The 872-nt window shown below is 64.7% G+C and carries 1 protein-coding gene; it reads left to right on the top strand.

All coding sequences use genetic code 11. The annotated features are described in order from the left end of the window. Positions 1-52: 52 nt before the first annotated feature. On the top strand, positions 53-872 hold an 820-nt coding region (locus IU459_RS37340), incomplete at its 3' end, for an IS630 family transposase (protein ID WP_324199183.1).

Genomic DNA, 872 nt, shown 5'->3' with positions numbered 1-872 from the left:
GCTAGTGCCTTGTCCAAGTAGGTTGCCTCGGTAACCGGGTGTCGGGTTGATCGTGGACCTGTTGCCGGTGATGCTGCCGGTGGAGGTGGTGCCGGTGGCCCGGAAGCCGGAAGTGTTTGTGCGAGCGGTGACCCCGGAGGAGGGGCGGCGGTTGCAGAAGATCACGAAGACGAGCAAACAACCGGTCAGGATGCGACGAGCGATCGTGGTGATGGCCTCGGCCCAGCGGCAGCCGGTTCCCGCGATCGCGAGGTTGATGCAGGTCAGCGAGGCGTATGTGCGGCAGGTGATCCACGATTTCAACGAACGGGGGTTCGAGGCTTTGGACCCAAAATGGAGCGCGGGCAGGCCGCGGAAGGTCGATCGAGCGACGCGTGAACGCATCGCTTGCATCGCCCGGTGCTGCCCGCGGGACCTGGGTTGGCCGTTCTCGACATGGAGCCTGTCGAAACTACGCGAAGTACTGATCAGCAACGGAATCGCCGATATCAGCCGCGAAACTCTGCGTCAGATCCTCAAGGCCGAGGGGGTGTCGTGGCAGGCGGTCAAGACCTGGAAAGCGGGGACCGATCCCGAGTTCACCGCGAAGCTGAACCGGGTTCTGGATCTCTACGACCACCGGCCCACCGGCGGGCGGGTGGTCTGTGTGGACGAGTTCGGACCGCTGAACTTGCAACCCCGTGCCGGTCGTGGTTGGTTCCCTCGCCGGAGTCCGAAACGGTTGCCGGCCACCTACCGGCGCACCCAGGGCGTGCGGCACCTGCTCGGCGCTCTGGATCTATCAACCGGCAAGCTCCACTATCGGATCCGGGATCGGAAGCGATGGCAGGAGTTCCTGTCGTTGCTGAAGTCGCTGCGGGCGCGCTGGCCTG

It is taken from the genome of Nocardia amamiensis, assembly GCF_015477605.1.
In the GTDB taxonomy this organism is placed as follows: Bacteria; Actinomycetota; Actinomycetes; order Mycobacteriales; family Mycobacteriaceae; genus Nocardia; species Nocardia amamiensis_A.
This window is presented reverse-complemented; position numbering and strand designations above follow the sequence as displayed.